This is a genomic window from Caulobacter hibisci (assembly GCF_016135805.1).
Classification (GTDB): Bacteria; Pseudomonadota; Alphaproteobacteria; order Caulobacterales; family Caulobacteraceae; genus Caulobacter; species Caulobacter hibisci.
In genome coordinates, this window is sequence record NZ_JADWOX010000001.1 from 301723 (window position 1) to 323166 (window position 21444).

Sequence of the window (21444 nt, forward strand, 5' to 3'; positions counted from 1 at the left end):
GTTTCGGCCCGGTGATGGTGCTGCACAACTCTGACCTTAGGAGCCCTCCTTCGCTCATCCTGGACGAAGAGGCTCCATGGCCGTCGCATCGCTTGTCATTCTGGCCGCCATGGCCGCGCCGGCCGCCGACACAGCGGCGACGCCTACGGACGTTTCCGGCGTCGTGGTCTCGGCCGCCAAGCGTGGCGAGGCCCTTGGCGGCCAGGCGCCGCTGGTGGCCTACGACCCCTTGCAGATCCAGGCCTTCGGGGCCGCCACGGTCGACGAGCTGATCGAGCTGCTGGAGGCCCAGACCACCAGCGCCCGCGGCGGCTCGCCGGTGTTCCTGATCAACGGCCGGCGGATCTCCGGCTTCCAGGAGTTGCGCGGCCTGCCGACCGAGGCCATCGAGCAGTTCCAGATCCTGCCCGAGCAGACGGCCCTGTCCTACGGCTACAGCGCCGACCAGCGGGTGGTGAACATCATCCTGCGCGAGCGCTTCCGCTCGCTGTCGGAGCAGGTCGACGCCGAGCGGCCGGAGGGCGGCGGGCGCACGGTCGGGACCTCGCGGACCAACGCCCTGCGCATCCAGGGCGGCAATCGCTGGTCGCTGGGCCTGGACCTCAAGAACCAGTCGGCTCTCTATGAAGATGAGCGCGACATCGACCGCTCGGAGACCGGCGAGACCACGGCCGGCCGCACGCTGGCGCCCCGTATCCGCCAGGCCCAGCTGCAAGGCGTGATGAAGCGCGACCTGACCGACAAGGTCGGCCTGACGGTCAGCGGCGGCCTCAAGTCGGTGGATGAGGTCAGCCGCCTGGGCGACGGCGCGGACGGCCTGTCCGCCACCCTGCAAAAGCAGACCAAGACCACCACGGCCGATCTCGGCGCCCTGGCCGACGGCTTCCTCGGCGCCTGGGCCTGGACCGGCAGCCTGGCCTATCAGCGGATCGACACCGACTCCGCCACCGATCGCGAGACCTCGGCCGATCCGACCCGCGCCTCTTCCGTGGCCCAGAGCGTCAAGGGCGACCTCGTCACCAACGGCGCGCTTCTGTCGCTGCCAGCCGGTTCGCTGCGGGTCTCGCTGAAGGCCGGCGGCGAGCATTCCAGCCTGGAGAGCCAGAGCATCGACCTCACCAAGCGCGAGGTCTCGCGTGATCAGGGTTCGGTGCAGGCCAGCGTCGACCTGCCGCTGACCGCCGCCGGCGACGGCCTGGGCGACCGGATCGGCGCGGTGTCGGCCAACTTCAACCTCGCCGCCGCCCAGGTGTCGGACTTCGGAACCCTGCGCACCCTGGGCGCGGGCCTCAACTGGACCCCGGTCGAGAAGCTGGTGTTCACCGGCGACTACACCACCAAGACCACGGCCCCGACCCTGTCGCAGCTGAACGATCCCGACGAGACCACGCCTAATGTCGCGGTGTTCGACTATCTGACCGGCAAGACGGTGTCGGTCACCCAGCGCAGCGGCGGCAATGCCGACCTGGAAGCGCCGGAGAACCGCATCCTGCACTTCGGCGTCAATTGGACCCCGACGTCCAAGCACGCTCTGCAGATGAACCTGAACTGGACCCGCACCGAGGTGCTCGACGGGATCACCAGCCTGACTGGCGTCACGGCCGGCCTGGAAGACGCCTTGCCCGAGCGCTTCACCCGCGCCCTCGACGGAACCCTGACCAGCATCGACACCCGCCCGATCAACATCGCGCGCGAGGTCAAGGAAGAGGTCGCCTGGGGCTTCACCTTCTCGCAGGCCTTCGGCAAGCCGATGCAGTTCCCGCCGCGCCAGGGCTTTGGCCCGCCCGGCGGCGGTCCCCCGGATGGCGGGCCTCCGCCAGGCGAGGGAGGCGGTCCGCCTCCGGGCGACGGCGGCGGGCCTCCGCCCGGCATGGGCGGTCCCGGCGGGCCTCCCGGCGGCGGTCCGGGCGGTCGGCGTCCGGCCGCGAACATCCGGCCGGGCCAGGGCATGCTCAACGTCTCCCTGACCCACACCTGGCGGCTGAAGGACGAGGTGACGGTCCGCGACGGCTCGCCGGTGCTCGACCTGTTGGACGGCGACTCGATCTCCGGTTCCGGCGGCGAGCCCGAGCACGAGGTCAAGCTGCAGGTCGGGGCCTCGCGGCGCGGCGTCGGCGGCTTCGTCAACGCCAAGTGGGAATCGGGCACGGTCACGAAAGGCGAGGGGACCACCCCGGACTACCGCTTTGGCGACCTGGCGACCGTGAACCTGCGGCTGTTCGCCGACCTCTCCCAGCGGCGCGAGTGGGTGCAGAAGCAGCCCTGGCTGCGCGGCGTGCGGGTGACCGCCGAGGTCACCAACCTGTTCGACGCCCGCACCCGGGTGACCAGCAGCGACGGCAGCCTGCCGCTGACCTACCAACCCGACTATCTCGACCCGCTGGGCCGCGTGTTCCGCGTCGGCGTGCGGAAGATCATGTTCTGATCCCTCGCCGCGCGGCAATTTTTTAGGCCGTCATCCGGAAAGTCCGCAGGGCTTATCCGGGACCCGCGTTGCGCCGGCCTCTGGGTCCCGGCTCTCCGCGCTGCGCGCTGCGGCCGGGATGACGATGAGTAGAGGCTATCGTTCGCTGTGCGATCGGTCGGTGATCACGCGTGGCGCCCGGCCCGCGCCTGCGGACAATGCCAGCGACTTTCAGCGGGCGATCCTTCGATGAGCGGCTTCAGCTACGGCTTCCACCACGGCGGGATCAGCGTCCCCGACCTCGACGCCGCCATCGAGTGGTACGGTCGCGTTCTCGGCTTTTCGCTGGAGCGCCGCTTCCCGATCCCGACCATCCCGGCCGAGGTGGCGATGATCGCCAACGGCGACCTGCGGATCGAGCTGTTCGAGGTCCCCGGCGCCGCGCCCCTGCCGGACGATCGCCGCATTCCCGACCGCGACGTCCACACCCACGGCGTCAAGCACGTGGCCTTCGTCGCACCGGACGTCGTCGCCCTGACCGAGGAGCTGAAGGCCCGCGGGGCCGACATCGTCTGGCTGAAGGTGATGCCGCACGCCACGGCCTGCTTCATCCGCGACCTGGCCGGCAACCTGATCGAGTTCGTGCAGGGACCCGTCCCGACCGGCGAGTCGGGGCGCCTGTAAGGCCGCGCGAAGGCGCGCTCTGAGCAGAGGTAATATCTCGTCGCGATGTCTGGGACTGGTCGGGACCCAAGCCTTTCAAGGGCTTGGGTCCCGATGGTGCCGCCGGGCAGGATTGAACTGCCGACCTCAGCCTTACCAAGGTAGATATCGAAACTTGCTACCCCTTACGCCGTAAGGGATTGCCGCGCTCCGGAAATCGACCTCCCATCAATCTCCCAACCGGCTCGCTTGACCGCTTTCGCCAAATCGGGGCTGGCGGTATGGACGTAGCGGAGAACCATCGTCGCTGATCGCCAACCGCCCTGGCTCATCAGGAAGGTCAGATCGCGCGTCACGGCGTAGGCCCAAGTCGCCCAGGTGTGGCGAAACAGGTGGCAATGGACCGGGCGGAAGGTCAGCGCGCCGGCGTCTACTTCTGCCTTGGTCAGCCGCTTGCCGGTCGGGCTATGGCGTGCGCAATGGCGCTTGAGCATGAGGTTCACGGCGTCGTACTCGTGCCAGGGCTCGCCGGCCTTGTTGCGGAAAACGAGGGCCTGGGCCTCGTCCAGTCGGTCGGGGAGCATGGTGCGGGCCCGACGCTGCAGGTCAACACCCCGGGGATATTCCTTCTTGGTGTCCCAGAACACGACCCGGTGGCCATCTGGAGAAACGTCGCGCCACTCAAGGCCCAATGCCTCGCTCGCCCGGCAACCGGTGGCGAGATAGAAGGTCACCAGGCGCCCCAGGTGCTCGGGGAGGAAGCCCAGCAGTATCGCGGCCTCCCTCGGCGTGAGGTAGTCGACCCGTTGGCCGGCGCCCTTGGGCTTGGCGAATTTGACCGGGTCGCACAGTTTGGGCGCCGAGAAGTTCATGACGGCGGAGATCGGGGTGTAGACCTGCCGGATCATGGTCGCGGGCGCGGCGCCTGGCTTCATGCGCTTGGCCAAACGGTCGACGAAGTTTTGGTCGATGTCGGAAAGCTTCGTGAGGCCGATCTCAGCCAGCAGCGGCGTCAGGTGGTCGGTCGGCTTGTCCGCCTCCATATAGACCGTGGCCGCCTCGGCGAAGGTCGCTACCGCCTTGTCGCCGTAGACCGAGCGCTTGAAGAGGTCGGCCTCGAGCTGCGCCCGGATTGCTTCGGCTTCGGCTTTGATGCGAGTGCGAGAGCTCTGGTCAACACGTCGCCCTTGGACCGTGCCGCGGATGTGCCAGATGCCGTTCGGCCGGGGGTAGAGATTGAGCGGCATTGCGGGGTCAGGACTTCCTTCAGGGCTTCGTACTGGGTGTGGGTCAGGCGCCGGCGGCGGCCGGCGCGCATGCAGAGGGCGTGCTGGTCGATGACCCGCCGAATAGTGCGCAGGGGAAATCCCAGGCGCGCGGCGGCCTCAACATCGGAGATCGCGTCGGGCTCAGCCATGGCCCGCCTCCGCCGCCAGTTGGTCAGCCGGGCTTACGGACTGGTCAGCGATCAAGGATTCCTTGACTACTGGGCTGGAGCACTTTGCATTTTCTGCAATTTGCCCCCCGACCAAGTTGTTTGCAGATTTTGCAAGAAACCCCTCTGCGCGAACGGCGGCTAGGATCTCAGAAGCAGCGCCCTCGACGCCGACTAGGCCAAGCCCCATGTGAACAGGCCCGATCTTCTGGCCGTTCGGAAGCACCTGCTGCCAGGTGTTCTGCCGCACGTGCTTTTGGATGATGCCGGCGATCTCTTGCTCACTCAGCGCCATTGCTGGGGCCTTTCGATTGGAGACTGATTTCCGGCCTGCTGCCGGAAAGCGCAGATCTGAAGAACTCATCTTCTTTCCTGCGTATGGCATCGGCCATTCGGTTTCGCATCTTTTTCATGATCGCCGGATGGACGTACATAGCATCACCAGCCACGTAGCAGGCTGGGTCTCGTACAAGCCTCATCCGAGTGCGCTTGCCTTGAGCGTGACGACGCTTGGAGCGCGAAACTGACCGGCAATCAGACCAATCCTCGCGAGGAGCAGACAGGGCGTGAACAGTTTCGATTATCTCGCTGGGTCCGCTAAACTTCGGGACTGTTTTCATGGTGCTCATAATTGAGCGCAGCGTGAGAATTTCCTCAGCCATCACTTTGCTCCTCAGCCAGGGCTTGGCGGCCGGCGTCGGTCAACTCGTACCCGGAGCCCTCCTCATGCTCGAACGGGCTGAGCATGCCGCGCTCCACCAAGGCATTGCAGATGCGCAGATCAAACACGTCGTGCGGGATGAACACCACGTCGTGGTTCGAGCCAGAGAACAGTTTCATTATCCGCTGTTGACCGGGTCGGAGATCGGTCATCTTCTCTCTAGCCATTAGCAGGGCCTCCGGTGATGTCGTCGGAACACGGAAGCCCTCGCGCCCAGGCGAAAGCTTCGGATCGGGCCGCTTCCATGGTTGAGGCCTTCAGGGCGAAGGTGTGGTCCCAATCGCCGGTGTCGGCGAAGACTTCCATGGACCCGTCCGGCTCGTAGTGGATTTGGAGGCTGACGCCGCAGCACACCCATTCCTCGACTGGGCAGCCGCACTCCTCGTCGGGATAAGCGGCCTCAAGCCAGGCATCTTCGAAAGCGGCGACGGCCATCTACTCCCCCCCCCTACCAAGGGCGGAGGCCTGGGCGCGGCGCGCGGCGCAGCTCTTACAGACCCAGCCTTCCTCGATCCGCTTCCAGCCTGCCTTTTTGGCGTCGGCGTAGAGGCTGCGAATGACGGCCGCCGCCCCCTTCAGGGTGTCTTCCGCGAGGTCCATCGGACCAGCGTTGACGTCTGACCAGCAGTTCTTGCGGTCGGCTTCGCATCGATCCTCACACCTGAGTTCGATCCAGGTCCCCACGGCTCAGCCCTCCGCTTTCTGTGCGGCGACCGGACGGACGGGGTCGAACGCGCCCTCTTCGATTTCGGCGGCGGCCTCGTACAGGGCGTCGGCGCGCCAGAACGCCTTGTCGCGCTCGCTCTGCGCCGTCGTGGTGACTTTGCTGTCGTGGATCACCATCAGGACGTCAGCCCAACCACGGAAGGTCTCGATCATGCCCTGCCGGTCCATCGTGACCCAGCGCTGTGGGTCTGCGGTGCTGCCGCCGTCTTCCAGAGCCCCCGTAACCGGAGAGGCCGCTTCCTTCAGGCGCGCGAGGTCTTCCAGGGCCGTCAGGATGCACTCGTAGCCGAGCGTCTTGGTCGCGAGGGCGTGCATCTCGCGATAGACTTCCGCCTCCATTTCGATCCGCGAGGGCGTAACCGGAGAGGGGGCGGGCGGGGTGTTGATGGCGCCGGCCCGCAGCGCCGCGATGACGGCCGACTTCTCGGCGATGTAGCCGTTGCTGTCGATACTGGCGCAGCGACGCACGGCCTCCTCTGCTTCGTGCGGGATTTCCAGCACGCCGCGAAGGTGGGACGCGAGGTCGAGCATGGCGGGCCGCGAGGGCGCGTCGTAGCGCTCAAGGCGAACGATCGCCGCCTTCAACAGCGCCGGAATGTCCTTGTCTTTGATGGCCGTGACCGTAGAGGGCTGGGCGGGGGTGGCGTGTGGCTTTTTCCTGAGCGCCTCGTCGATGGTTTTCAGGTCGTCAGAAGCTTTTTGCCGAAGGGCAGAGGCGTCCCGCACGTACTCACGAGCCACGCGCAGGGCCGCTTCAAGCTGCATGCCGATGCTGATCAGCTCGCCCTCGCGATCCTTCAGCAGTTCGTAGCTGACCAAGAGGGGGTCGTCCGTCGCCACCGGCTCGGCCGGCGCTATTGGGGCGCGGCGGTTCCAAGCGGAGACGGCTTGCGATGCCGTGTTGAATTTGTGGCCAGACTTACAGCCAAGGTGCGGGCACACGACCCACGACCGGCCGCCTTCTGGGTATTCATCAGGCAGATGACAGCCGTAGGTGTCCTTGATCAGCTTCGCCGCGCCGCCGCAGAACGGACAGGGCTCCAGGCGCTCGCTGAGGGTGGTGTTCTGGGTCATGTCAGGCCCTTCCGATCGGTTGTTGTTCGAGGTCGCGGTAGCGCCAAAGGCCGTCATCAGAGACGAGGAAGCGCTTCACCTCGTCGGCAATGTCGTTCGGGTCCTCACAGCCCCACTCGAACAACGCGGTTACGAAGTCACCGAGCTCTTCCCAGCGGTCTGGGTTCACCGTCTGAACGGTTTCGATGTCGGCGCTCATGCGGAGGGCTCCGTAGTGGTGAGGGCGCGCCATGCCTCGCAGGTCTGGTTCGCCGTGGTGTTTGCGGCCGGTCCTTTGGAGAGGTCGCCGTCGAGGCGATCACCAGACCAGCAGCCGCCTTGTCGCCAGTCGGCACACGAGCCGCATCGACGCTCTCTAAGCTTTGTGGTGATCGCCCATGTGATCGCGTCGAGCTTGCGACGAGCGGCCGGTGTGAAGAGGTAGATTGACCGGCCAGCCGCGCGCTGAGGGTTGGCGCTCGCGGGATCATCTTCGACGGCCCGGCGGAGGGCCTGAAGGTCTTCCATCGAGTGTTCCGACAGACGCGCCTGGTTCCATCCGAACGTCGCCACTGGATATCGACTACCCATTCTCCCGCTCCCCAGGGGTGGCCAGAAGGGCGCGGATCTCATCGACCTTGTCGCAGTACCAGGCGTTGGCCGGGAGGCGCTGAAGGTAATGCAGCCCGCCGATGTCGATGGCGGTTCGAAGCCCTTCCTCCAGGGCGGCGCACCTCTCCTCTAGGGAGGCGCGGCCTTGGGCGCGGACATAGTCGAGCAGGGCGTTCCAGTCCTCCCCCTCTTCGTCGAGCATGACGGGCTTGCCGAACACAGCTTCGACGGCGGCGGCGTTGGCCGGCGACAGAGGGCGCAGCTCACCGGTGCTGGTGGTTGCTTGCTGGCGGCCTTGGGCGCGGGCGGCGTCCATGAGGTTCGCGACCTCCCACCACTCCAGACAGGCGCACTGGTCGCTGACCTCCAAAGGACGGGAAAAGCGGTTCCTCTTGGCGTTGATCTCAGTTTCGATCATCGCCCATTCTGCGGGTGACAGGGCCATGGTTACGCCTCCGCCTGCGGTTCGAAGTAGACGCCGACGATGTTGTGCTGGCAGAACTCCGCCTCGCAGACGTCACCCTTCCAGACGCGCACATAGGGGATGTTGGCGTGCAGTCCTGACTTCTGGCAGGCCTCGATGCGAGTGACGCCGCGCCGTCCAACCGTGTAGACGGTGGACCCCTCGTCGGAGAGGTAGACGTCGATTTCGCGGATCGGCTGTTGGATCGGATGCTCTTCCATCGACCTAGCCCTCGCCTTGGGCGGTGAGATCAACGGGCGCCCACTTAGCGCCTTCAGCGAGCGCCTCGGTGTCGTCGCTGGCGAAGTCCAGAGCAGCGTGAATGAGGGCCGTCTTGGCGTCAGCATCCTCGGTGTTCATGGCGACGCGGATGAGCGTGCTCGCCTGGGACGCCTGTCCCTTCAGCCGCTCCACCTCTGCCGTTAGGGCGGCGATGGTGGCTGCATCTCGAAGCGCCGCCTCGGTCAGGTTGGCGCACTCGTTCTGAAGATCGCCGATCGCGGCGATTTCGCGGGTCTGCTCTGCATAGGCGTCGAGGAGGTCCCGATAGAGACGTTCCGTCGCTTCTCGGTCCACGGGATACAAGGGGCATCCATCCATATGTTCAGCTTTAAGCTTGCGGATGGCCTCCCCCACTCGCGCGGCTAGGTCAGGGGTGGTGGTCTTGCTCATGTCCATCGAGGCGCTGGAGTTGCGGGCCGCGCTCTCGGGCGCGGAGACGGGCTGGCTCTGGGATGAGCCCTTGTTCTGGTCGCTCATGCGGCAGGCCTTTGCTGGGAGAGGTGGGCGCGGACCGAGTAGGCCGATCGAGCGATCTCGAGCAGCAGGTCGCGGAACGGTGCCGGCGTGGCGTTGCGGATCCGGGTTTTGTCCTTGCCGCCCACCATGGCCATCTGTCCGATGCGGCGGGCCTTGGCGTAGCCGTACCGATCGATCATCCACTGCGGCAGTTGCTGCGCGCCCTGACCCCAGATGAGGGACGGGAACTCTACGCCGGCCGCGTAGAGCCAAGTCGGCTTGCGGGAAAAGTGGCCGTACTGGCCCTGCTCGACGTAGCAGGTCCATCCGTTGAAGCCTTGATGCCAGTCGGCGCGGACCCAACCGCCGCCGCGGGCCGGCTTGTTCAGATCGAACCACTCCGGGTTCCAGGCCTTGCTGTCGGCCGGGTGCTCCAACACCCCCCCCCAGCGACGAACGGCCGCCAGCGCCGCGGCAAAGCAGCCGTCGTCATCGCCGGTCTTGTACTGGTGAGGCTTCCTCGGCGAGCCTTCGCTGTAACGTCCCCACCGCTGACATGGCGGGTGCGCAACAACCGGGTGCGGACCAGCGTAGGTCCGGGCGTCGCGGACGATGTCCCACGGATCGACGTCCGGCAGGCCGACATAGGCGCCATCGGTTTCGACGTAGAGGGCGGCGACGGTGCTCACTTCACCCCTCCATCATTAGCCGCGGCGAACCGACGAACAGCAGGCTCGCCGGCCAGGAAGGCGGCATAGAAGCGGGCGGCGTTGTCGTAGGCGCTCAAAGGAGCCTCCCTAGCGATTGCATGTGTTCTATGGGGTCGCGGCTGCTCTTGCGGACGTTGCAGGTCGCGCAGAGCAGTTGCAGGTTTCGTGGGGCGTGCTCGCCGCCACGGGCGAGGGGCATGATGTGGTCGAGGTGAAAGCCGCGCTTGACGCCTACCCGGCAGATCGCACACCGCCAGGCCTGCATTTCGCCAAGGCGCTTCACGGTGCCTCGCGGAAGTTTGCCGTGCTGGCGCCGTGAGCGCGACTGAACGAACTCACGAACCTTGTCCGGATTGGCCTTTCGGTAGGCGCGCAGAGTGGCGGCCTGGGCGGCTCTCGCTTCAGGTGTTCGCAGCCGTTCCTTTCGAGCTGCCTTTCCGCCTTTCCAGTTCGGCTTGGCTGGGCCTGACACAGCAGTCAGCTTTCCGCTTGCCCAGTCCTCTCGCAGCCTCCGGGCGGCTAGCAGCTTGGTCTCGGGCGCCTGCAAAGCTGCGCGGGCGGCCGTATTGCACTTCTGAGAGCAGAAGCGGCCGCCGCCGTTGTTCAGTTGAACTTGGCGGGGCGCGAAGAGGCCTCCGCAGGTCTCGCAAGGACGAGATCTCGCGCGGACCTGAGCGGCCGCGGCCGCGGCTTTGCATTCCGGGCTGCACCGCACATAGATCCCAAGCTTGCTGGCTGGGAGCCACATTGAGCGGCCGCACCGGATGCAGGGCGAGTGGTGCCGTGCGGCGTCCTCAATAAAGCGGTTGGCGTGCCATTGGCCGGGCATCAGCGTCCCTCCGCAAAGCGTCGGACGATCGGCGCGCCGTCCTGACCTGCGAGGAAGGCCGAATGGAGCGATCGACAGAGATCGGCCACGCCGTCTCCAATGCCGAGGCGATCCCAGAACTTCCGCTGGCCGCCGGTGTCGCAGGAGTTCGGCGCGAGGCGATGATGCCAGGCGCACAGCGCGACGCAGCGGGCGTCAGAGACGCGTGGGCCGAGTCCGCCGATGGACCACCCCTTGGAGGCAATGGCGAGCTTCTGATGCGCGGCCTCGATGTGACGCGCCTCGGCGGGGCCCGGCCCCTCGATCAAGCAGGCGATGCACGGGACGTCCTGGTGAAGCCAGGACATGAAGCCGGCATCGACTTCCCGCGGCTGGCGCTTGCCCGGCGCCTGGCTGGCGACGATGGCCCGGATGTGGTCGCGCGCGGCTTCCTTGCGGGCCAGGCGCTTTTCCCGGTTCTCCCGGCGCTTGATAGCGGCGGCGGCGGTGAGGACTTCACGGTCCTCGGCGGAGCGGGTCAAAACCATTTGTCGCTCCGCTCGCCGAACAGCTTCCGGCGGATCTGGAGGATGCGCTTCTGCTTGGCGCGGCGGCCTCGCTCGGCGGGGTAGCGCGCGTCCATGCGCGCGTTCATATCGGCGTCGGTCTCCATGCTGCTGAGCAGCCAGGACTCCGACTTGCCGAGCGGCTTTCGGTGCGCGCCGAAGGTGACGACCGGTGCGAACATGCTGCTGCGGAAGGCGCCGCACCGGCGGCACCAGCCGGCGCCGTTGGTGTAGGTGTTCCCGGCGCTACGAGCGCGCCCCCACCGGTGGTCGCAGTTGCGGTCCGCTTCCCACTTGGCAAAGGCCTGCCGCTCAGCCGCCTCGATGGTCTCGCCTTCGCCGCGAATGAAAGTGCCGGCCGGGAACGCCTCAAAAAACGGCGTCGAGGGGATGATGCCGTGGCCCCATTGGACCATGCAGTCGTCCGGCCATCCGCACATCGGGTGATAGTCCACGTGCGTGCCGAGCGCGGCTGACAGAGCCGCTTCCGGTGTGCCGGCGATATGGTGCGGAGCGATTTTCATGCCGCGCTCCTATCCGGCTCGTGGAAGGTCACGCCGTGCTGGGCGCCAAAGGCCTCGATCAGGGCCATCAGCTCCCCGAGCTCGTCCTTCGTCATGCGGCTGGTGTGCATCCCGAGGAGCACGAAGCCGCCGTTCAGGCCGGGGACGACGTCCAGGCCGTGGTTGGCGCTGCGCAGGGCGGCGGTGAAGATGTCCTTCCACGCCTCGATGTTGCGCTTGGTGCCCGAGCCGACCGGCCATTCCACCTGACGGGCGACGTCGGTGATCATGGCGTGCAGCCGCGAATTCTGGGGCAGGGTGCGGGTCGCCGGCCGGATCTCCAGCACGGCGCCGTCGGGAGCCTGCTCGATCAGCCGATGGGCCTGTTCTCGGCGGGTCCGGCTCTCCAGAATGATGGTGGGGCCGATCATGCAGCCTCCGAGATCTTGGGCAGGCCGTAGGCGCGCACCTTGGCGACCATCTCCGCCAGCTCTTCGGTGAACTCGACGACGGCACGCTCCAGCTTGACGATGTAGACCTCGTCCCGCTCGGCGCGCTTCACGAACGGCGGAATGCCCCGGCTCCAGACCGTGAGGTCGATCCATTCTCGCTTGGCGACCCAGAGCCCGCCCTGGCACTGGGGCTTATGCTCGTCCAGGAACTCGTCGTTCAGGATGGCGTCGATCGCCATGAAGCCGAGCTTGGTCTTGATCTCCAGGGCGCCGGGCGCGCCGATGAGCGAGTCCGGCGAGTAGCCGGCCACGCCGTTGACGATCAAGCCGACCTGCTGCGGATCCACGTCGTGCTTGAAGGCGTACCACTCGCGGGCTTCGGCTTCCTGCTCGTGTCCGCGCTCGGTGTGGACCGTCGAAAAGCCCTCGGTGGGCTCGCCCGAGATGATCTCGGCCGCCAGCTTGAGCATGTAGGTGCGCCGCTGCTTGCTGGGCGCCGCGCCTCGGCCGGGCGACATGATGTCCTTGAACATGCTGGCGGTCGGAAGCCCACGGCGGGCCTCCAGCCACTCCGGCGTGCCCTGGTCGCAGTCGATGATGCGGAGGGCGGTGATCTCAGCCATGGGCGGCCGCCTTCTCGCGCTCGGCACGGGCGCGGCGGTTCCACAGGGCGATGATCTCGCGGTTCTCGGCGGGCGTGACCAGCTTCTCGACGGCGTCGGCGTGGCGGTCCTTCCAGGCCTTCAACTCGGCGCCGTTGGCGCAGGCGTTGATGTCCGCCACGGCCCGCTGGGCGGCGGCGCCCAGGGCTCGGCCGCCGCTGGCGCCGTTGCCGTCGTCATCGGTCTCGCCGGTGGCGATGTTGAAGATCAGCTTCAGGAGATAGCGCTGGCCGTAGGAATAGGCCGACCCGGCCGCATGGATGCGGGTCATCACCTCGCCGCCCTTGGCGCCCTTGCCGTCGGCGGGCATGTCCACATAGGGGAAGGACTTGTGGCCGCCCTTGTGGCTGACCTTGCAGATCACCCGCACGTCGTCGGGTCGCTCGGCCTTGCCGGTGCTGAAGCTCAGGCTGAAGCCGTGGCGGGTGTAGATCGGCCGAACCGCGCGATCGAGCGCGGGATAGCTGGCGTACCGGCTGCTGGTCTGGCTGTTGGCCTTGTCGGTGACGACCACGCCGATCTCGGCCTGGGCGGCGTTCATCGCCTCGTCAAAATCCTGCTCGGCCTGGTTGGCGGTGATCCGGCCATAGAGCGTGATCAGCTTGTCCAGCTTGTCGACGTCCATGTCCGGGTCTTTGGCCGCCTTGGTGATCACGGCCATCAGCGTGTCGCTGTCGGTCTTGATCACCTGGGCGGACTGCTGGCGGGGCGCGGCGCTCAGGGCGCGCTCTGGCTTGCCGGCCGCCGTAGGGGTGACGTCGAGGAGGTCGGGTTGAGCGGTCATGGCGTCCTCAGAACTGCAGGGTGACGGCGGGGATCGAGCCCGCCACGATGGCTTTGACGATCGCGACAGCGGCGAACTCGTCGACGCCTTCGATCCCCATCAGGGCGACCTTGGCGGCGCCCATGACGGAGGAGCGGTGCTCGCGGTTGGCTTGCCGGGCCGCTTCGACGCGGGCGGCCTCGGCGGCCTCCTCCGCCTTTCGGCGCTCCTCGGCGGCGACACGGTCGCGTTCGGCCTGGGCCTCCTGCTCGACGCGGCGCAGTTCGGCGGCGTGGGCCTCTTCCATGCGGCGGCGCTCGGCGGCGGCGGACTCTTCGGCGGCGACCCGCTGGCGCTCGGCCTCGGCCAGGGCGTCTTGCCGCGCCTGCTCAGCGGCGCGGGCCACGCGCTCGGCCTCGGCCAAGCGGGCCTCTTCGGCGGCGCGCTCGCGGGCGGCGGCCTCTTCGGCTTCGCGCGCCTTGCGCTCCTCTTCCATCCGGGCGGCTTCGGCTTGGGCGAGGCGTTCGGCCTCGGCGGCGCGCATCCGTTCCAGCTCCGCCCGTTCGGCTTCGGCCTGGGTCAGGCGCTCGACAGCGACCGTCAGGTCAGCCGTGGTCTTGCTCCAGGCCTCGCGGGCGGCGTCGGTGAAGTCGCCATAGGCCTCCGCGTCGATCGTGATGGCCTCGACCTCAGCCAGCCGGGCTGAGACGCCGGCGGCGGTGTCGTCGAAGCTGACCTGAGCGGCGGCCTTCAGGCGGGCGAAGAGGTCGGTGGCGGCGGTCTCGCGCGCCTTCTCCGCCTCTTCCCAGTCCGTGAGAGGCTGGCGGACGCGGGCGGCGATCTCCGCCACCTCCTCGACGATGGCGCCGCCGACGTCGTTGATCGCCTTGACCTTGGCCCGGTAGTCCTCGGTCAGGCTTTTGCGGGCCGCGTCGATGGCGGTCTTGGACCGCACGACCTTGGCGGCGGCGGCGCGGATCACGTCGCGGGCCTTGGCCGTGGAGACGTCGGTTCCAGCCTTGGCGCTTTCAGCCTCGACCATGACCTTCCAGGCCGCGTAGGCCTTGGGATCGGTCAGGACGACCGACGGGTTTTCAGCGACCAGGGCGATCATGTCGGTGGTTTCGACGGCATCGGTCACGAGGCGGCTCCTTGCTGAAGCTCAGCCATCCGGGCGGCATAGGCGGCACGGTTGGCGGGAAGGGTTTCGGGGTGGCTCTGGAGGGCGGCGGCGTTCGCCTTGCCCCAGGCGGTGAGGTCGTCGGTGGACCGGGCCAGGCCGACGCAGAGGGAGACGAGGGCTTGCACGAACGCGTCCTCGCTCACGCGGCCGCAGGGACGTCGCCGGTCAGGCGCTGGGCCAGCCGGACGAGGTCGCCGACGGTCTTGACCTGCTCGGCCTGGTCGTCCCCGATCTCGGCGTCGATGAGGTCTTCCACCTCCATCAGCACTTCGATCATGGAGAGGTCGCAGACGCCGGCGTCAGCGAAGATCAGGCCCGGCCCAAGGTCGGACGGGTCGACGTCGAGGTGGCGCGCCACGATGCGGTTGACGATGCAGGCGGTGGAGAGGGCGCCGGTCACGCGTCACCTCGCGCGTCGAGGCCCTCAAGAGCGATGGAGACCAGGATGCCAGCGCCGAAGGTGATCGCCGCGACGGCGTAGTGCCCGACGGCTGTCTGCCCGCCGACGATCCCGAGATAGACGGCGTCGATGTAGTTGAACCGGCGCTTGGCCAGGAAGCGAAGGGCCTTCACGCGGCAATCTCCATCGACGGTCTGTTGGCCATGGCCGGCGCGAGCGCGGCGACGCGCTTGGCCTCGGCCCGCGCTTCGGCGATCAGGCCCCGGATGTGGCGCCGGGCCTTCATGGCCTCGTGCTTGATCGTGGCGAGGTCGCGAAGGGCGTTCTGCAGCTGGGTTTCCGACGTGAACCGCTGGCACGTCCGCTCGACGCGGCCGGCCTGGGCGAGAATGGAAGCGGCGGACTCGTAGAGGTCCGGCGGGATGGCGACGGCCATGGTGGGGCTCCTCTGGTGGTTGGGTCAGGCCGCGCGGGGCGGCGGGTTGTCGGTGAGGCGGCGCTGGCTCTGGGCGGCATCGTCGGCCTGAGTCAGCTGTTCGAGGGCGCCCTGCCAGACCCCGAAGGCGTCGCCCTGCATCGGGACATTCAGCCCCTCGCGGACGATGGCCTTGCGGAGATCTTCGACGACCCAGTCAGGGACCGGACGCATGCGGAAGAGGACCACGCCGCCGCGAGCCGTGAAGAGAGCCGGGATGCTCACGACACGCCCTCCGCGTCCTGGCCAAGGGCCTTGGCGATGGCGGCTTCGAACTTCCGCAGTTCCCCCATCGTCACGTCTATCGGGATGACGGTCTCGTCGGGAACGTTCCCGTTGCCGATCGCCAGCCCCTTCGGCATGAACTCGCGGGCAGCCGCCAGAAGTTCGGGCGCCGCGGCGATCAGGCGGGCGTTAGCGAGGGCCTCCGCCTCAGGCCTGCCGCTGTGCTTGCCGATCCGATGCACGCCGGCGACAACCTCGTTGGAGGCTTTCGGCTTCACACGGATCAAATCGCCTGCGCTGACGCTCCACGGCCCTGGCGTGTGCTGATCCTCCATCACGCCCGCTCCCCGAACACCCGCGCCATGAGCGCGGCGGTGGCGCCGAGGGCCTCCGAGCGGAGGTCAGCAGCGATGCACGGATCGACGTCGGTCTGAACGGTCTCGAAATACTGGCCGCCCACGTAGGCGACACGGAATCCGTTCACGCCGGGCGTTACGGAGAGGGCGAGGGGGCGCAGCTGGGCGCGCAGGCTCTCGCCGACGGTGTTTAGGCGGGTGGCGGCCATGGCTCAGGCCGCCTTCGCGCTGGAGGCCGCGGGGCGATCGAACGCCAGCAGCTCCTGACGGAGACCTTCGACCTCGGCCTTCAGGGCTGCGAGGCGCTCGACATGGACCGGCGCGAGATCGGCCGGCAGCGGGGCGCCCTTGCTGTGCAGGTAGGCGAACCCGGCCGCGAAGGACATCGCCGCCATGGCGTAGTCGCGGTGAGCGTTCGAAGCGGCTGAGAGGCGGATCTCCGCCTTACGCTTCGGCGGGATGGCGATCAGGCTTTGCAGCGCCTGGCGCTGGGCCGGATCGCGCATATCGAACGCGGCCAGGACGGTGAATTCGGCGGGGGTGACCACTGGGTGGCTCCTGTGCGGTGACAGGAGCACATTGTGCGATGATCGCACTTAGGTCAAATGAAAATCGCACATCAAATCGCACTTTGTGCGGTGCTGTTTGGCGGGCCGATCTACCTGGCTCCGTCGCGCGCCCGCGCAGCCTTCGCCGATTCCCTCCGCTCTAGCTCTTCCACCATAAGCTGGGTTTTGCAGCCCAAGACTGCCGCCTCGCCACGGTCCGCGTACTCGCGGCGGCACGACGCTTCGATCCTGGCGACCGGGTCGTCTGGGACCTGGCAAAGCGACATCAGGAGCAAGATAATGCCTAGAACGATGCCGATGCCGATCCACCGGTTTCGGACCGTGTGGTCCTTAACGGAGGCCGGCGGAGCGGCTATGGCGCTGGTCCTGGAAGACGCCGACTCCAGCGCCGCCAGCCGCGCCTTCAGATCGGCTATCTCAGCATCCCGCTCACTCACCGCCCGCGTGACCTCCGACTATAATCCGCCACCACCACGCCCGTCACAGCCGCGCCATCCTGGTCGCTCTCGTCGCTCGAGCGCAGATAGATCGGCTCTTGGAAATCGGGGTGGTCGCTGCGAGGCCACAAGGCAATCCGCCCTCCGGGCTCCACAACGTATTCCTTGAGCGTGATTTCGGTCATGCTGCCGCGACGGCGCTCAACGATGACATGATCGCCGTCGTGCAGGCCCGCTTCGGCCGGGTCAGCTACGACCACAAAGCGGCCCGGCGGATAAAATCTGTTCATGGACGGCCCAAGCACGCGCATGGCTCGAAGCTTGGCCTGCTCGTAGCCCTGGACGTCCAGCGGCAAAAAATCGCTGATGTCGTAGGTCTCTCGGGCCACAGTTTCTCGCCACACTCCAGCTTCGACGTCGCCGACAACCGGGATACGCCTCACCACATCCTTCAGAGCGGGGGCGACAGGAAAGGTCGTAACCGGCGCCAACTGCGGCGTTGTGGCGCCACCCAGGTCCGCGACGAGCTGCGCCAGAACCGGGATCTCGTTGAACTTCACTGATCGAGTGCCTGCGAGCATCTTGGTCGCGGCGGTGCGGTCGCGGCCAATCGCGTTCGCGATCGTGTCGTGAGGCACCTTGAGCCGCTTTAGTTCGGCGACGATTTGCTCGGCTGTCATGCCCGACATAATGCGAAGTTCGCACGGCTTCGACGAGTGCGATTGACGCACGTGCGATGTGCGATTACGGTGCGCAAATCGCACATCGTTCTCGGCATGGAGCGGCCCGTGGCCAGCGTCTTCCAGAAATTCGGCGGAATCCGGCCCATGGCCGCGAAGCTCGGCGACGTCCCGCCGTCCACCGTCAAAAGCTGGCACGCCAAGCGGCAAATCCCCGCCTGGCGCCACGCCAGCATTCTCGCCGCCGCTGCTCAGCATGGGATCGACCTTTCGATCTCTGAGCTGACCACGATCGCACGGGACGTCGAAGACCAGCCGCAGGCCGCCTGAAATGGCCCGCTCACGTTTCCTCCTCGCCCGCTTCGGTGGCGAAGGTCTCCGACAGCAGACCGTAGAACTCGCCCACCAGGGCAAGGTGTTCGGTCTCGTCGGTCACCTGGTCGGTGGCGTCGACTTCCTGGCGCAGGGCCGCGGCCTTGGCGCCGTAAACGATGGCCTGTTCGATCTTCGACTTGGTCATGCCTCACCCACGAGCTTCGCCGCCTCTCCCCGGGCGGTGAACCGGCGCGGCGGGCGGGTTCCCCCCCACCGCCTGCCGCGCCATCCAGTCTCGCAGGTGCGCACGGCTGATCGCCGAATGGAAGTCGGCCAGGGCCAGCGCGCCATCGGCCTCTTCGCGCAGCGCGGCGGCCTTGCCCGCGTGGCTCAGGGCCAGTTCGAAATCACTCAACTCGATATCCCCTCGGTTGTGCGGCGCAACATGCCGCGACGCATCGCCGCACGTCCCCTTGCAAAGATCGGAACTGTGCAATGAGCCGCGCCCTGTCGGTCGAAGAAGTGAAGGCCCTGACGCACCAACTGGTCGCGTCGGTCGGCGGCGTGGTGCCGGCCGGCATCATGCTCGGCGTAAGCCACCAGCGGGTGTCGCAGTATCAGAACGCCAACCACCCCGACGTCATGCCCTTCATGGCGATCCTGACCCTGCAGGCGGCCGCCCAGACCGACATCGTCACCGGCGCCGCCAGCCGGGCGATCAAGGAAGACCCCGAGAGCGACATCCTGTCGGCCATGGTCGAGACCATGAACCGGGCCACCCAGGCCCTGGCCGCGACCCATGAGATGGAGGCCGACGGCCACCGCGACGTCGGCGAGATCCACGAGGTGCGCGCTGCTTTCGCCGCCCTCAAGCAGCAGGTCGATCGCGCCCACGACGTGGCCAACGGCCTGACCCCGACCCGCCACCTGCGCGCCGTCGGCTGACCCCACGCGCCAAGCGCCGGGGCGCAACCCGACCGGCGCCAGGGAGAACCAGAACATGGCCGACGACGCCACCACGAATGCGGACGTCCTGAACCAGCAGGCCCAGGGCCAACTGAAGTCGATCATCGAGCGCGTCGAGCGCCTCGAGGTCGAGAAGGCGGAAATCGCCGAGCAGATCAAAGAGGTCTACGCCGAGGCCAAGGGCAACGGGCTGGATCCGGCCATCCTGAAGAAGGTGGTCGCGCTGCGGCGCAAGGACCGCGCCAAGCGCCAGGAAGAGGACGCGATCCTCGACCTCTACCTCTCGGCCATCGGCGAGATCTGAGCCATGCGCCGCCAGCCCATCACGAACGGCCAGCGCGCCAAGGTCTGGCTGGCGATGTCTCTCTACTGCGTCGCCGTCTGGGCCGTCTTCGCCTGGGTCGTCCAATCCTTCTTCGGAGCCACGCGATGAAGTCGCGAAGCCTCACCTCGCGAGTCCGCGAGTTGTTCTCCATCCGCTGGCTGCGGCCGGTCATGACGGCTCACGAGGCCGGACAGGTCATGGCGCGTAAGGCCGCCGAGGCTCGGCAACGAGCCGACCTGACCCAGGCCGAGCGTCGGGACGCCTTGCACGCCCGCCTTCGTGCCGAGCGCGCCGCCGGCCTCGTCGGCGGAAAGCGCACTGCATGAGCGCTCTCCCGGCCCTTCTGGAGTTGATGATGGCGCCGGCGCCCGTGGCGATCACGCCTGCGCCGCCGGTTCCGCGTCCGCGTCTGGTCGAGGCCACACCGCCGGCGCCGGCCGACCCTGTCGAGCCGGAGCGCAAGGCCCAGGCCGCCATCCTGCCGCCGCGCCACGTCCGCTATCACTGCGAGCCGTTGCCGAACGCCCGGCCCGTGCCCATCGCCGAGGTCCGCGACCACCACTGCCGGTGGATCGTCGAGTTCGACGGCGAGGAGCGGTTCTGCGGCGCCCGCAAGGGCAAGCGCCCCGACGGCGAGCCTTCTCCCTACTGCCCCACGCACCAGCGCAGGGCCTTCCGCACCGGCGTGCTTCTGCCCGCCGCCTTCATCAAATCCGTCATGAGGTGGGCTCGATGACCCCCTTTCAAGCCTCCGTCCTGGCCGCGATCCGCGACCTGACGCGAGACGAGATCTCACCCAGCGTTCGCGACATCGGCGTCCATGTCGGCGCCGGCGTCAGCTCGGTTCACGCCGCCCTGGTTCTGCTGGAGCAGCGCGGCGTCATCAAGCGCGAGGGCCGCCGCTCCATCACCATCCTCAAGGCAGGGCCCACCCGCGACCAGATGGAGCGCTGGACGGACGGCGAGGTCCGCCGCGTCGCCCTGGCGCTCCACGAGATCAGCCGGGAGCGCGGGCTGGGCCGCGTGATGGTGTCGGCGTGAGCGAGCAGGACTCCACCGCCGTCATGGCGCGACGTCACAAGACGCTGGGCGCCACTCCACTTCTCGACCGGGGGGGGGGCGACATGCAGCTAGACCTTCGTCCGTCGGGTCACACGTCGGTCATGGCCAGCCGCGCGCCAGCCGACGACAGCCTCGATTACTTCCCCACGCCGCCTTGGGCCGCCCGAGCCGGCGGCGAGCTGATCGCGCGTCTGGATCCTGGCGACTGGACTGCGCTTGAGCCGGCGGCCGGCGGCGGCCACATGGCTCACGGCCTGCGTCCGTACTTCGCCCAGGTGATCGAGGCCGACATCCACCGGCACGAGGGCGGCGCGCCGCAGTTCGTGGTGGACTTCCTGACCGAGGAAGCGGCGCGCTCGCTGCCGGAGGTCGACTGGATCGTCACCAACCCGCCGTTTGTGCTGGGCGATGCCTTCGTCCGAGCTGCCTACGAGCGCGCCCGGCGTGGCGTCGCCATGCTGCTGCGCCTCGTCTTCCTGGAAGGAAAGGCCCGTCATGGCTTGCTGCATGTCGATTGCCCCCTGACGGTGGTGGCGCCGTTCAGCGAGCGCGTTCCCATGGTCAAGGGCCGCTGGGACCCCGACGCGTCAAGCGCGACTGCTTACGCCTGGTTCATCTGGCGAAAGGGCGCCGAAGGGCCACCGGCCGTCTTTCCGATACCGCCGGGCACTAAAGCACGTCTGACAGACCGTGGTGACGTGGAGCGCTTCAACGGAAAGCCAGGCGCGCCGCTGCTTGACGGAGAGGCCGCATGACCAAGGCTTATCCAACCCCGCCAATCCCGATGGTCGAACTTCCGGTTCCTGGAAGCTTCTCGCTCTGGAAAGGCTCCATCACAGGCGTTGGCCGCATCACAATGCCTATCGTGTTGGAGGCGGTCAGCGGCGCTTACGGCGTCAGCGTCGAAGAGCTGAGGGGGCCAAAGCGGCAACGCCGGATCTCGTTGGCTCGCCAGCACGCCATGTGGCTGATGAACGGGCTTCCTCACCTGTCTCTGCCGATGATCGGCAGGTTTCTCAACCGCGACCACACGACGGTCCTCTTCGGCATCCGGGCGCATGAGCGCCGTGTGGCTGAGCAGGCCGGTTGGATGGAGGCCGCGTGAGCATAACCGACCTCGTCCGTAGGCTCGTGGAAGCGGGAGCGTCGCCAGAGGTGATCGCGATCGCTGT

The 21444-nt window shown here is 67.5% G+C and carries 39 protein-coding genes; 11 read left to right on the forward strand and 28 right to left on the reverse strand.

What is annotated here, in order from left to right:
* The first annotated feature begins 76 nt into the window (after positions 1 to 76).
* Both I4Q42_RS01420 and I4Q42_RS01425 read left to right on the forward strand, forming a co-directional pair.
* A complete protein-coding gene (locus I4Q42_RS01420) occupies positions 77 to 2425 on the forward strand; it encodes a TonB-dependent receptor (protein ID WP_198574278.1) in 2349 nt (782 codons plus the stop codon).
* Between the two features lie 228 nt (positions 2426 to 2653).
* The gene (locus tag I4Q42_RS01425) at positions 2654 to 3088 is read left to right on the forward strand and encodes a VOC family protein (protein WP_198574279.1); all 435 of its coding nucleotides are present in this window, start codon (positions 2654 to 2656) and stop codon (positions 3086 to 3088) included.
* 164 nt (positions 3089 to 3252) lie between these two features.
* Here the strand turns inward: I4Q42_RS01425 and I4Q42_RS01430 are convergent, their stop codons facing one another.
* The 26 genes from I4Q42_RS01430 to I4Q42_RS01555 all read right to left on the reverse strand — a co-directional run bounded on the left by I4Q42_RS01430 (position 3253) and on the right by I4Q42_RS01555 (position 17613).
* On the reverse strand, positions 3253 to 4314 hold the full coding sequence (locus I4Q42_RS01430; RefSeq protein WP_198574280.1) for a tyrosine-type recombinase/integrase: 1062 nt from the start codon (positions 4312 to 4314) through the stop codon (positions 3253 to 3255).
* Between the two features lie 162 nt (positions 4315 to 4476).
* The gene (locus I4Q42_RS01435) at positions 4477 to 4866 is read right to left on the reverse strand and encodes a hypothetical protein (RefSeq protein ID WP_198574281.1); all 390 of its coding nucleotides are present in this window, start codon (positions 4864 to 4866) and stop codon (positions 4477 to 4479) included.
* A gap of 290 nt (positions 4867 to 5156) precedes the next feature.
* Positions 5157 to 5375: a hypothetical protein gene (locus I4Q42_RS01440; RefSeq protein ID WP_198574282.1), complete on the reverse strand. Its 219-nt coding sequence runs from the start codon at positions 5373 to 5375 to the stop codon at positions 5157 to 5159.
* A 7-nt stretch (positions 5376 to 5382) separates the two neighbouring features.
* Entirely contained in the window at positions 5383 to 5658 is a 276-nt protein-coding gene (locus I4Q42_RS01445) for a hypothetical protein (RefSeq protein WP_198574283.1), read from the reverse strand.
* A gap of 252 nt (positions 5659 to 5910) precedes the next feature.
* A complete protein-coding gene (locus I4Q42_RS01450) occupies positions 5911 to 7023 on the reverse strand; it encodes a Lar family restriction alleviation protein (RefSeq protein WP_198574284.1) in 1113 nt (370 codons plus the stop codon).
* A gap of 1 nt (position 7024) precedes the next feature.
* Complete coding sequence (locus tag I4Q42_RS01455; protein WP_198574285.1) at positions 7025 to 7222, reverse strand: hypothetical protein; 198 nt, start codon at positions 7220 to 7222, stop codon at positions 7025 to 7027.
* Between the two features lie 363 nt (positions 7223 to 7585).
* A complete protein-coding gene (locus tag I4Q42_RS01460; protein ID WP_198574286.1) occupies positions 7586 to 8059 on the reverse strand; it encodes a hypothetical protein in 474 nt (157 codons plus the stop codon).
* A gap of 2 nt (positions 8060 to 8061) precedes the next feature.
* A complete protein-coding gene (locus I4Q42_RS01465; RefSeq protein WP_198574287.1) occupies positions 8062 to 8298 on the reverse strand; it encodes a hypothetical protein in 237 nt (78 codons plus the stop codon).
* Positions 8299 to 8302: 4 nt separating this feature from the next.
* The gene (locus I4Q42_RS01470) at positions 8303 to 8836 is read right to left on the reverse strand and encodes a hypothetical protein (protein WP_198574288.1); all 534 of its coding nucleotides are present in this window, start codon (positions 8834 to 8836) and stop codon (positions 8303 to 8305) included.
* Positions 8833 to 9504, reverse strand: coding sequence for a hypothetical protein (locus I4Q42_RS01475; RefSeq protein WP_198574289.1), 672 nt, complete (start codon positions 9502 to 9504; stop codon positions 8833 to 8835). The genes I4Q42_RS01470 and I4Q42_RS01475 overlap by 4 nt, the downstream gene beginning before the upstream one ends.
* A gap of 94 nt (positions 9505 to 9598) precedes the next feature.
* A complete protein-coding gene (locus I4Q42_RS26535) occupies positions 9599 to 10354 on the reverse strand; it encodes an HNH endonuclease (RefSeq protein ID WP_198574290.1) in 756 nt (251 codons plus the stop codon).
* Positions 10354 to 10881 carry a hypothetical protein gene (locus tag I4Q42_RS01485; protein ID WP_198574291.1) on the reverse strand — a complete coding sequence of 176 codons (528 nt, stop codon included), beginning with the start codon at positions 10879 to 10881 and terminating at the stop codon, positions 10354 to 10356. The genes I4Q42_RS26535 and I4Q42_RS01485 overlap by 1 nt, the downstream gene beginning before the upstream one ends.
* On the reverse strand, positions 10872 to 11423 hold the full coding sequence (locus I4Q42_RS01490) for a hypothetical protein (protein ID WP_198574292.1): 552 nt from the start codon (positions 11421 to 11423) through the stop codon (positions 10872 to 10874). Before I4Q42_RS01490 ends, I4Q42_RS01485 begins: the two co-directional genes overlap by 10 nt.
* Positions 11420 to 11833 (reverse strand): recombination protein NinB, encoded by a 414-nt coding sequence (locus I4Q42_RS01495; protein ID WP_198574293.1) that lies wholly within the window; start codon positions 11831 to 11833, stop codon positions 11420 to 11422. The genes I4Q42_RS01490 and I4Q42_RS01495 overlap by 4 nt, the downstream gene beginning before the upstream one ends.
* Positions 11830 to 12477, reverse strand: a complete 648-nt coding sequence (locus tag I4Q42_RS01500; protein ID WP_198574294.1) for a lambda exonuclease family protein — start codon at positions 12475 to 12477, stop codon at positions 11830 to 11832. The genes I4Q42_RS01495 and I4Q42_RS01500 overlap by 4 nt, the downstream gene beginning before the upstream one ends.
* Positions 12470 to 13300, reverse strand: a complete 831-nt coding sequence (locus tag I4Q42_RS01505; protein WP_198574295.1) for an ERF family protein — start codon at positions 13298 to 13300, stop codon at positions 12470 to 12472. Before I4Q42_RS01505 ends, I4Q42_RS01500 begins: the two co-directional genes overlap by 8 nt.
* A gap of 7 nt (positions 13301 to 13307) precedes the next feature.
* The gene (locus I4Q42_RS01510) at positions 13308 to 14420 is read right to left on the reverse strand and encodes a coiled-coil domain-containing protein (RefSeq protein WP_198574296.1); all 1113 of its coding nucleotides are present in this window, start codon (positions 14418 to 14420) and stop codon (positions 13308 to 13310) included.
* Positions 14417 to 14587, reverse strand: a complete 171-nt coding sequence (locus I4Q42_RS01515) for a hypothetical protein (RefSeq protein ID WP_198574297.1) — start codon at positions 14585 to 14587, stop codon at positions 14417 to 14419. The genes I4Q42_RS01510 and I4Q42_RS01515 overlap by 4 nt, the downstream gene beginning before the upstream one ends.
* Before the next feature lie 14 nt (positions 14588 to 14601).
* Positions 14602 to 14862, reverse strand: a complete 261-nt coding sequence (locus I4Q42_RS01520) for a phosphopantetheine-binding protein (protein WP_198574298.1) — start codon at positions 14860 to 14862, stop codon at positions 14602 to 14604.
* Entirely contained in the window at positions 14859 to 15035 is a 177-nt protein-coding gene (locus tag I4Q42_RS01525; RefSeq protein WP_198574299.1) for a hypothetical protein, read from the reverse strand. The genes I4Q42_RS01520 and I4Q42_RS01525 overlap by 4 nt, the downstream gene beginning before the upstream one ends.
* Complete coding sequence (locus tag I4Q42_RS01530) at positions 15032 to 15298, reverse strand: hypothetical protein (protein ID WP_198574300.1); 267 nt, start codon at positions 15296 to 15298, stop codon at positions 15032 to 15034. Before I4Q42_RS01530 ends, I4Q42_RS01525 begins: the two co-directional genes overlap by 4 nt.
* 24 nt (positions 15299 to 15322) lie before the next feature.
* A complete protein-coding gene (locus tag I4Q42_RS01535) occupies positions 15323 to 15562 on the reverse strand; it encodes a hypothetical protein (protein WP_198574301.1) in 240 nt (79 codons plus the stop codon).
* Positions 15559 to 15897, reverse strand: a complete 339-nt coding sequence (locus I4Q42_RS01540; RefSeq protein WP_198574302.1) for a hypothetical protein — start codon at positions 15895 to 15897, stop codon at positions 15559 to 15561. Before I4Q42_RS01540 ends, I4Q42_RS01535 begins: the two co-directional genes overlap by 4 nt.
* Entirely contained in the window at positions 15897 to 16127 is a 231-nt protein-coding gene (locus I4Q42_RS01545) for a hypothetical protein (RefSeq protein ID WP_198574303.1), read from the reverse strand. The genes I4Q42_RS01540 and I4Q42_RS01545 overlap by 1 nt, the downstream gene beginning before the upstream one ends.
* 3 nt (positions 16128 to 16130) lie before the next feature.
* The gene (locus I4Q42_RS01550; protein WP_198574304.1) at positions 16131 to 16466 is read right to left on the reverse strand and encodes a hypothetical protein; all 336 of its coding nucleotides are present in this window, start codon (positions 16464 to 16466) and stop codon (positions 16131 to 16133) included.
* 454 nt (positions 16467 to 16920) lie between these two features.
* Positions 16921 to 17613 (reverse strand): LexA family protein, encoded by a 693-nt coding sequence (locus I4Q42_RS01555; protein ID WP_198574305.1) that lies wholly within the window; start codon positions 17611 to 17613, stop codon positions 16921 to 16923.
* Between the two features lie 99 nt (positions 17614 to 17712).
* On the opposite strand from I4Q42_RS01555, the gene I4Q42_RS01560 reads away from it, so the two are divergent.
* Complete coding sequence (locus I4Q42_RS01560) at positions 17713 to 17934, forward strand: carph-isopro domain-containing protein (RefSeq protein ID WP_198574306.1); 222 nt, start codon at positions 17713 to 17715, stop codon at positions 17932 to 17934.
* A gap of 10 nt (positions 17935 to 17944) precedes the next feature.
* Here I4Q42_RS01560 and I4Q42_RS01565 read toward each other — a convergent pair whose 3' ends face one another.
* Positions 17945 to 18124, reverse strand: coding sequence for a hypothetical protein (locus tag I4Q42_RS01565; RefSeq protein ID WP_198574307.1), 180 nt, complete (start codon positions 18122 to 18124; stop codon positions 17945 to 17947).
* 3 nt (positions 18125 to 18127) lie between these two features.
* The gene (locus I4Q42_RS01570; RefSeq protein ID WP_198574308.1) at positions 18128 to 18334 is read right to left on the reverse strand and encodes a hypothetical protein; all 207 of its coding nucleotides are present in this window, start codon (positions 18332 to 18334) and stop codon (positions 18128 to 18130) included.
* Between the two features lie 80 nt (positions 18335 to 18414).
* Between I4Q42_RS01570 and I4Q42_RS01575 the strand changes: the two genes are divergently transcribed.
* The 8 genes from I4Q42_RS01575 (at position 18415) to I4Q42_RS01605 (ending at position 21377) form a co-directional block, all read left to right on the forward strand.
* Positions 18415 to 18864: a hypothetical protein gene (locus I4Q42_RS01575; RefSeq protein WP_198574309.1), complete on the forward strand. Its 450-nt coding sequence runs from the start codon at positions 18415 to 18417 to the stop codon at positions 18862 to 18864.
* Positions 18865 to 18919: 55 nt separating this feature from the next.
* Positions 18920 to 19189, forward strand: coding sequence for a nucleoid-associated protein GapR (gapR, locus tag I4Q42_RS01580; protein WP_198574310.1), 270 nt, complete (start codon positions 18920 to 18922; stop codon positions 19187 to 19189).
* 3 nt (positions 19190 to 19192) lie between these two features.
* Complete coding sequence (locus I4Q42_RS26275; protein ID WP_269816434.1) at positions 19193 to 19318, forward strand: hypothetical protein; 126 nt, start codon at positions 19193 to 19195, stop codon at positions 19316 to 19318.
* Positions 19315 to 19536 (forward strand): hypothetical protein, encoded by a 222-nt coding sequence (locus I4Q42_RS01585; RefSeq protein ID WP_198574311.1) that lies wholly within the window; start codon positions 19315 to 19317, stop codon positions 19534 to 19536. Before I4Q42_RS26275 ends, I4Q42_RS01585 begins: the two co-directional genes overlap by 4 nt.
* Positions 19533 to 19946, forward strand: a complete 414-nt coding sequence (locus I4Q42_RS01590; protein ID WP_198574312.1) for a GcrA family cell cycle regulator — start codon at positions 19533 to 19535, stop codon at positions 19944 to 19946. The genes I4Q42_RS01585 and I4Q42_RS01590 overlap by 4 nt, the downstream gene beginning before the upstream one ends.
* Positions 19943 to 20251, forward strand: coding sequence for a LexA family protein (locus tag I4Q42_RS01595; protein WP_198574313.1), 309 nt, complete (start codon positions 19943 to 19945; stop codon positions 20249 to 20251). Before I4Q42_RS01590 ends, I4Q42_RS01595 begins: the two co-directional genes overlap by 4 nt.
* An 83-nt stretch (positions 20252 to 20334) precedes the next feature.
* Positions 20335 to 21027, forward strand: a complete 693-nt coding sequence (locus tag I4Q42_RS01600) for a hypothetical protein (protein ID WP_198574314.1) — start codon at positions 20335 to 20337, stop codon at positions 21025 to 21027.
* Entirely contained in the window at positions 21024 to 21377 is a 354-nt protein-coding gene (locus I4Q42_RS01605) for a helix-turn-helix domain-containing protein (protein WP_198574315.1), read from the forward strand. Before I4Q42_RS01600 ends, I4Q42_RS01605 begins: the two co-directional genes overlap by 4 nt.
* Positions 21378 to 21444: the final 67 nt, after the last annotated feature.